The 6,338-nt window shown below is 76.8% G+C and carries 4 protein-coding genes and 1 riboswitch; of the genes, 2 read left to right on the forward strand and 2 right to left on the reverse strand.

Going from position 1 to position 6,338, the window contains the following annotated elements:
- Positions 1–78: 78 nt before the first annotated feature.
- Both ACFU7Z_RS07515 and ACFU7Z_RS07520 read right to left on the reverse strand, forming a co-directional pair.
- Positions 79–1,593, reverse strand: a complete 1,515-nt coding sequence (locus ACFU7Z_RS07515; protein WP_074001625.1) for a cobyric acid synthase — start codon at positions 1,591–1,593, stop codon at positions 79–81.
- Positions 1,590–2,603, reverse strand: a complete 1,014-nt coding sequence (locus tag ACFU7Z_RS07520) for a cobalamin biosynthesis protein (protein WP_380776849.1) — start codon at positions 2,601–2,603, stop codon at positions 1,590–1,592. Before ACFU7Z_RS07520 ends, ACFU7Z_RS07515 begins: the two co-directional genes overlap by 4 nt.
- Before the next feature lie 107 nt (positions 2,604–2,710).
- Positions 2,711–2,844: riboswitch (cobalamin riboswitch) on the reverse strand.
- Between the two features lie 324 nt (positions 2,845–3,168).
- On the opposite strand from ACFU7Z_RS07520, the gene ACFU7Z_RS07525 reads away from it, so the two are divergent.
- The gene (locus ACFU7Z_RS07525; RefSeq protein WP_380776851.1) at positions 3,169–4,275 is read left to right on the forward strand and encodes an alpha/beta hydrolase family protein; all 1,107 of its coding nucleotides are present in this window, start codon (positions 3,169–3,171) and stop codon (positions 4,273–4,275) included.
- A 667-nt stretch (positions 4,276–4,942) separates the two neighbouring features.
- A complete protein-coding gene (locus ACFU7Z_RS07530; protein WP_074001623.1) occupies positions 4,943–6,268 on the forward strand; it encodes a hypothetical protein in 1,326 nt (441 codons plus the stop codon).
- Positions 6,269–6,338: the final 70 nt, after the last annotated feature.

Here is a 6,338-nt window from a genome sequence, read left to right on the forward strand (position 1 = left end):
CCTGACTCTGTGATCGTGCCCGGCCCTGCCGCCCCGCCCGGTTCGGCGGTCCTGCCCAGCCCTGCGTCCGTGTCCGGCTCATGCGTCACTCCCAGGGGCCCCGGGCGGGAGGAACGGCAGCGATCCGGCCGCCGGCACCCCGCCCTCGATCAGCTTCCACAGCGCGTCGGTGTCCGCGTGCTCCTCGATCAGGTCGCCCAGCCGGTCCAGCCGGGCCTCGCGCGCCGCGGCGAAGGAGGTGTCCGGCGCCGGGACGAACGCCCGGCCGGACAACTCGGCGACCTCGCGCAGGAGTTCGCGGCGGAACCCGTCGTTCTCCAGCGCGCCGTGCCAGGTGGTGCCCCAGACCGGGCCGACCCGGCAGCCGTCCAGGAAGGGACTGCCCCCCTCCACGGTCACCACCCCGTGGTGGATCTCGTAGCCCTCGACCCGCTGCCCGAACGCCTCGCCGACCGGCCGCGCCAGCACCTTCTCGACGCCGAACCGCACCCGCGTCGGCAGCAGCCCGAGACCGTCGACGGCGCCCGCCTTCGACTCGACCTCGTCCACGATGGAGTGCGCCAGCATCTGGTAGCCGCCGCAGACCCCGAGGACCGGCAGTCCGGCCGCCACCCGCGCCTTCAGGGCCGGCTCCAGGCCGCGCTCGCGCAGCCAGGCGAGGTCCGCGACGGTGGCCCGGGTACCGGGCAGCACCACCAGGTCGGCGTCGGCCAGCTCCTCCGGCCTGGTCGCCCAGCGGACCAGCACGCCCGGCTCCTGCGCGAGCGCGTCCATGTCGGTGAAGTTGGACAGCCGGGGGAAGCGCACCACGGCCACCCGCAGCACGTCCGCGCCGAGCGGCCCGGGCCCGTCCGCCCGGTCCGCCACGGTGGACAGGTCCAGCGAGTCCTCGGCGTCCAGCCAGAGCCCGGGCAGCATCGGCAGCGTGCCCAGCACCGGACGGCCGGTCAGCTCGTGCAGCATCTCCAGCCCGGGCGCCAGCAGCCGCGCGTCGCCGCGGAACTTGTTGACGAACCAGCCCGCCACGTGCCGCTGGTCCTCCGCCGACAGCAGCGCCAGCGTCCCGTACATCGCCGCGAAGACCCCGCCGCGGTCGATGTCCCCGACCACCACCACCGGCAGGGCGGCGGCCGTGGCCAGGCCCATGTTGGCGATGTCGCGGTCGCGCAGGTTGATCTCGGCGGGCGATCCCGCGCCCTCGCAGACCACCACGTCGTAGCGGCCGCGCAGGTCGGCCAGGCACTCCAGGGCGCGCTCCAGCAGGACGGGCTTGCGCTCGCGGTAGTCCAGCGCGCCGACCTCGGCCACCGGTCGGCCGAGCAGCACCACCTGGCTGCGGCCGTCCGCGCCCGGCTTGAGCAGCACCGGGTTCATCGCCGCCTCCGGCTCCACCCGGGCGGCCTGCGCCTGCATCGCCTGGGCGCGGCCGATCTCGGCGCCGTCGGCGGTGACGAAGGAGTTGAGCGACATGTTCTGCGCCTTGAACGGCGCGACCCGTACGCCCTGGCGGGCGAGCCACCGGCAGATCCCGGCCGTCACCACGCTCTTGCCCGCGTCCGAGGTCGTCCCCGCGACCAGCAGTGCGTTGCTCATACCCGTCCCCTCTTCTTCAGCAGTGCCCGCAGCAGGACGTGCCCCGCGACCGTCGTACCCAGCGCCAGTGCGCCCACCCGCCGGGAGAGCGCGCAGGCCCGCTCGATGTCGTCCACCGTCACCGGCCGCAGCTCCGCGCCCAGGACGGGCCGGTGCTCCACCCGCTCGCCGTACCGCAGCGTGCCGCCCAGTCGGACGCCCACCGCGCCGGCGAACGCCGATTCGGCCTGGCCCGCGTTCGGGCTCGGGTGCGCGGAGCCGTCGCGCCGCCAGACCCGCCAGGCGGTCCGGGGCTCGGGGGCGGCGGCCACCGTCAGCAGCGCCGTCAGCCGGGCGCCCGGCCAGCCCGCCACGTCGTCCAGCCGGGCCGAGGCCCAGCCGAACCGGGCGTAGCGGGGCGAGCGGTGGCCGACCATGGCGTCCAGGGTGTTCACGGCGCGGAAGGCCAGCAGGCCGGGGGTGCCGGCCAGGGCGCCCCAGGTCAGCGCGTTCACCACGGCGTCGGCGGTGTTCTCGGCCACCGACTCGACCACCGCCCGGGCGATCTGCTGCCCGTCCAGCGCGCTCGGGTCCCGCCCGCACAGGTGCGGCAGCCGCTCCCGGGCGGCGGCGAGGTCGCCGGCGGCCAGTGAGCGGCCGATGGTGCGGGCCTCCCGGGTCAGCGAGGTGCCGCCGAGCACCGTCCAGGTCGCGGCCGCCGCCAGCGCCGCCCGGCCCAGCGGGCGTCGGCCCACCGTACGGTCCAGGGCGAGCGCGCCCGCCGTGACCGCGCCCACGCACAGCGCGGTGTACCCGGCCCCGGCGGCACGGTCGTCGCGCCACAACCGCCGCTCCAGCCGGGTCGCGGCGCTGCCGAAGACGGCCACCGGGTGGCCCCGGCGGGGGTCGGCGAAGCGGGCGTCGGCGGCGTAGCCCGCGGCGGCGCCGAGCGCGAACACGGCGGCGCGGGCCAGCGGGCGCGAGGCTCGGGTCAGCGGGCGCGGAGCGGGGGAAGGCGCGCGCGGGGTCATCGGCCGCACGGCGGAGGGCAGCTCGGAGTCCGGCCGGGCGGGGCAGCCTGCATCGCGTGCGTGTCCTCACTCAGGGTCCGCGCCCTGGATCGACGTGACGGCGGCGAGAGTCTCCTGGCTTCCGGGTCGAACGCACCCCCGGAGCCTTCCAGCAGCCGTCGACGGCCCGCCGTGGCGATGTTCCGAGCGTGCTCCCCGGTGACAGTGGCGGGACCGCGCCGGACTTCCACCGGCTTCCTCTCCATGCCTCCGTTTGGCCCCAGGATCCCATCACGGGCCCGAACCGGGAGTCAACCGAGGTCACGGAGGGGTTGGTCACACGGGGACGCCGCTGACGCCCGGTCGGATCGCCCGGCGCGGCCCCGCCCCGACCCTCGCCACCGGCACCCCCTGAGTACCGCCCTGAGTACCGCCCTGAGCACCCCGGGAGCGCCCGCCGGGTGACCCGGACGGCCCAGCCCGGTGGCCGGTCGGGCGGAGCGCCGGTGAACTGGGGCTCGAACACCGTCCGGTCCGTGAACAACGTCCGTGAAGAACGTCCGTGAACAACAGAGCGGGGAGCGAGATGCGTTGGGGAACCGCCGCCGTCGTGGCGGCCGCCGCGGTGGGGGCCGCCGTGCTGGTGGTCGGCCGCCGGGCCTCCGAGCGGATGGTCCGTCCGGTGACCGCCGTCCAGGAGTCCGGGCCGGTCCAGGTCCGCGCCCTCGCCGCCGGCCGGGTCACCTTCACCCGCGGCCCCGCGAGCCTGCGTCCCGGCCGCTGGGCGGTGGAGTGGGCGGACGGCGGGCACGCGGTCGTCGAGGAGGTGCTGCACGCCGACGAACAGGGCGTCACCCGCCGACTGGTCCGCGCCGACCGGGGCACCCTCGTCCCCGGCACCGAGGTCCGCTTCACCCCGCGGGTCCACCTCGGCGACCCCACCGAGGCGCTCGGCCTGGCCTTCGCCGACACCACCGCCGACGGCGAGCTCGGCGCCCTCCCCGCCTGGCGGCTCGACGGCAAGCGCGGCACCTGGGTGATCCTGGTGCACGGCCCCGGCGACGACCGCCGGCAGACCCTCCCGGTGCTCCCCGTCCTCGACCGGCTCGGCCTGCCCGCCCTCGCCGTCACCTACCGCGGCGACCGGGGCGCCCCCGCCTCCCCGGACGGGCTCAGCCACTTCGGCGAGACCGAGTGGCGCGACATCGAGGCGGCGGTGCGGCTGGCGCTCGACAGCGGCGCGGGCAAGGTGATCCTGTACGGCTGGTCCGTCGGCGCGACCATCGTGCTGCAGACCGTGGCCCGCTCCGCCTGGTCGCACGCCGTCCGCGGCCTGATCCTCGACTCGCCCGTGCTCGACCTGCCCGCCTCCGCCCGCCGGGACGCCGCCCGGGCCGGCTTCCAGGGCGTCGCCGCCGAGCTCGGCGCCCTCGCCGCCGAGGGCCGCACCGGGGTCGACCTCGCCGACTTCGGCCGCATCGCCGACGGCACCGACCTGCGGGTGCCGACCCTCCTCCTGCACAGCCCCGAGGACCGGATCGCGCCCTTCGGCACCGCCGAGAAGCTGGCCGCCGCCCGCCGCGACGTGGTGAGCCTCCAACCCTTCCCCGGCGCCGACCACGCCACCCTCTGGAACACCGCCCCCGACCGCTACACCGAACTCCTCCGCCGCTGGCTCACCCCGCTCCTCTAGGGGCTCAACCACCCCCCCTGTGCGCGAGGGCGTTTTCGGCTGGTCCCCGCCGCTTTTCCCGGTGCGATTCCCCCCGTCCGGGAATGAACGTTCCTCCCATTCCTCCGGGCCCGCGTGAAAAGTCGGCCCGGCCGACTTCCGGTGCGGCTCGATCCCGATCACGCCGCCCGCCATCCGTCCGGATTCGGGCTGGACAGTCCTGCCGGGCGTCGCCGGGCCGAAACGCCCCCGTGCGGGCCCCTCGGCTGTCAGGAGCAATATTTGGCCCGGCCCCTTACCCCCCACCCGTACGCACGGTGACCGCCCGAGCATTCCCGGCAACCGGCCCGCCCCCCATGGCATGGGCAGGTCACACGTTTCCGGCCAGGCGGTTTGCCGTTGTTGCCCGATCTTGCGGAGGTGCCACCGGCGGTCGCCCGGTCGTACGGACAACCGGATGTGACAGAAGGCCGGTACAAGGGGAAGACTGCTCGACGTGACGTCTCGGAACCCGCGCGACCGTGATGCCCCGCTCCCGCCGACGATCGGTACCGGTGCGACGGTGACCCGTCTCCCCGGAACGGCCCAACGGCCCGCCGGTGGCAGGCCGGGCGGGGCGGGAGTCCCCCGTAACGCAGTACCCCGGCGACGAGGGCCCGCTCCGGCTCCCGGGCGGGGCAGGGTTCCCGTGCCGGAGGGCTTTCCGGCACCGTCCGAGCTGGCGCCGCTGGCCCGCCGGATGCTGGTGGACGCCGTCCGGGTCGCCCGCTGGGCCGGTGAGCTGGCCGAGGTCGACAAGCGCGGCGAGCTGCTCCCGGACGACGCCCGCGCGGCGGGCCGGGCCCTGGCCATGACGGTCGGTGCCGCCGCCAAGGCCTGGGGGCAGGCGCTGCTGGTGGGCCTGGTGGAGGCCCGGGACGGCGGAGCCGGCCCCGGCTGGCGCCTGCACGCCTGGGAGCACGACGACGAGGCCGTGGTGCGCGGCTGGTCGGCGCTGTTCGACGCCTGGACCCTGCTCGCCCCGGTGCCGCCCGCGGCGCTGCGCGGCGTCTTCGCCGTCCTGGCCGGGCAGGCCGTGGACCAGGCCCCGCAGCTGCTGTCCTTCCTGCACCTGGTGGACGGCCCGGTCGCCGAGAGCGAGCTGCTGGAGCTGCTGCGCCGCGGCCTGGACGAGCGCCGGGTCGGCACCGGCCTCGGCGGACCCGGCCTGTCGCCGGTGCCGCACGCGGCCTCGGCCGTCTCCGCCGTCCGCGGCACCTGCCGTGCGCCGCAGATCGACACCCCCGCCGCGCCCTCGGACGTGGCCGCCGTCCTGGACTGGATGCTGGACGGCCTGGCGGCCGTCGGCGCCCTGGTGCGCAGGAACGACGCCGCGGAGCTGTCGCCGCTCGGCCACTGGGCGGTGCGGGCGAAGCTGGAGGAGATCTGCACGGTCGCGCAGACCGCGGCCGGGCACATCGAGCAGAGCGCCTTCGAGCTGCTGAACGCCTGCGCGGACTACTCGCCGGGCCCGGCCCGCGCCGAGTTCCGGGCCTGGGTCGCGGCCCGTCCGGCCGACCGGGCGGTGGGCGAGCTGCTGGACGCCGCCCAGGGCGACGACGCGCTGGTGCGCGGGCTGGCCTTCGAGGCGCTGCGGGTGGCCGGCGGACCGGCCGAGCAGGCGGTGCGCGCGGCGGTGGACGAGCCGGTGCTGCGCCCGTACGCGCTGCTGTGGCTGGCGGAGCGCGCGGACGAGGGCGTCGCCCCGGCGGACGTGCTGGGCGCGGAGGACGCGGCCTGGCTCTGGGTGGACACCGCGGCCGCGGTGCTCGACCACGGCGAGACCGAGCTGCTGGTGGGCCACGTCGAGGGCGCCGCGGCGGGCGACCCGGTCCGGCTGTTCGCCCGGGCCCGGCAGTCCGGCCACCCGCGGGCGGCCTCGGTGCTGACGGCGGTCTCGAGCGTGCACCCCGACCCGGGCGTGGCCCGGGCGGCCCGCCGCTCGGCGTTCAGCGTGCACACCGGCGGCGCCTGAGCCGCACGGGGACACGGGCGCACAGGAACACGGGAACACGGAAAGGGCCCGGAACCACCAGGTTCCGGGC

The organism is Kitasatospora sp. NPDC057518, assembly GCF_042802075.1.
Classification (GTDB): Bacteria; Actinomycetota; Actinomycetes; order Streptomycetales; family Streptomycetaceae; genus Kitasatospora.

What these genes read in the sequence shown, in the direction of transcription:
- ACFU7Z_RS07515 (WP_074001625.1), bottom strand. Translation starts at nt 1,593, where the DNA reads ATGAGCAACGCACTGCTGGTCGCGGGGACGACCTCGGACGCGGGCAAG.
- ACFU7Z_RS07520 (WP_380776849.1), bottom strand. Translation starts at nt 2,603, where the DNA reads ATGACCCCGCGCGCGCCTTCCCCCGCTCCGCGCCCGCTGACCCGAGCC.
- ACFU7Z_RS07525 (WP_380776851.1), top strand. Translation starts at nt 3,169, where the DNA reads ATGCGTTGGGGAACCGCCGCCGTCGTGGCGGCCGCCGCGGTGGGGGCC.